Genomic DNA, 1369 nt, shown 5'->3' with positions numbered 1-1369 from the left:
AGCTACGTAATGCCCTTTTCCTCTTTCTCTTAATTTATTATAGAATTGCGATAATGCTGGATCACTCTGGCTTGCTGAAAAGGCGGCCCACCAAATAGCCCGTCGCAGATAAGGTGAACCTCTTTTGGAAATGTGTATTTCGGTAGCATTAAATTTACCAGATTTTTTAACCGCAGGGTCTAGGCCTGCAAAAGCAACTAATTGTTCAGGTCGCTCGAAACGCTCTATTGACCCAATTTCACCTATGATAACAGAAGCGGTGACCTTTCCAACCCCTTTTATGGTAGTTAAATAAGTTGCTTGTTGTTCGATGAGTGCGGAAAGTTGTTCGTCAATCTGATGGATTTGTCGATCTAGTAAAGAAAGTTGTTCAAGTAATAGATGGATTTGTGTTCGAAAAGAATCTGTGGCCATTGTAATGCCAAAACTTTCTGCTGCAGATTCTTTAATTTTACTTGCTTTTTCGTGTGCTCTTTTTTTCCCATATGCTTGTTTGCTTGCTTCATTCAAGAAAGCAGCCAAACTATCTGTATCAATGCTGTGTATGTCCTCTGGCATAGGGTAATGTAAAAGTAATTCAGAGGAAGATGCCCCAAATACTTCGGAAAACAGCTCCTCATATTCTGGGAAGACCTGGTCGAGAAGAGCTATGATCTTTCGTTTGATATCAGAACTTTGATCTACTAAGGAATAACGCAATCTTTCCAATTGCCTTATCTGAAGCAAATCTTCTTCTATAAAAGGTGTTGCTTCTGGAGCGTCGATTCGAATAACTTGAGCAATGAGAAAAGCATCACGAGTATCTGTTTTTGTCTTACGTATATAAAAATTTCGCAAAGCATCAGATTGTAAAGGGTTGAAAGCCGTTACCTTAAAACCAAGTTGGTAAAGATAAGTGAACACAGAAAGCCAATAATGTCCTGTCGCCTCTAAACCACAAGTACAATTATCAGGGGTGAGTTGATGTTTGTTTAAAAAAGCTAACAACTTGTCACTCCCAGGTTTTGAATTAGAAAAACGAAGTGTTTTTCCAATCGAATTACCTTGCTGGTCAATCAAGCCGGCCTCGTGTTCTTTTTTACCAATATCAATCCCTAAGTAGTACATGTAAACACCACCCGTGTGATAGATTAATCAGAAAAGAGGAATCCTCCGCATCTTTATAGCTATCCATCCTCGTTCGATATTCGACAACGTCTGTGTCATCCAGCTGATACGAATCATTCTATAAAGAAGGAGGCATCAGACTTTCCGACGAAGACTAAGCTTCAAGGGAAGTAACGATACCTCCATCTGATTACCCCCATTATACAATTTCATGGGGATACCTTAAAATTAAGGTTGCCTATATCATACGAGGGAAGTGGGC

Annotated in this window: 1 protein-coding gene; it reads right to left on the bottom strand. The window is 39.6% G+C overall.

The window, feature by feature from the left end:
• On the bottom strand, positions 1–1107 hold a 1107-nt coding region (locus tag D569_RS0122175; RefSeq protein ID WP_018934619.1), incomplete at its 3' end, for an IS110 family RNA-guided transposase.
• Positions 1108–1369 lie beyond the last annotated feature (262 nt).

The sequence above is a fragment of the Gracilibacillus lacisalsi DSM 19029 genome (assembly GCF_000377765.1).
GTDB classification, from domain to species: domain Bacteria; phylum Bacillota; class Bacilli; order Bacillales; family Amphibacillaceae; genus Gracilibacillus; species Gracilibacillus lacisalsi.
This window is presented reverse-complemented; position numbering and strand designations above follow the sequence as displayed.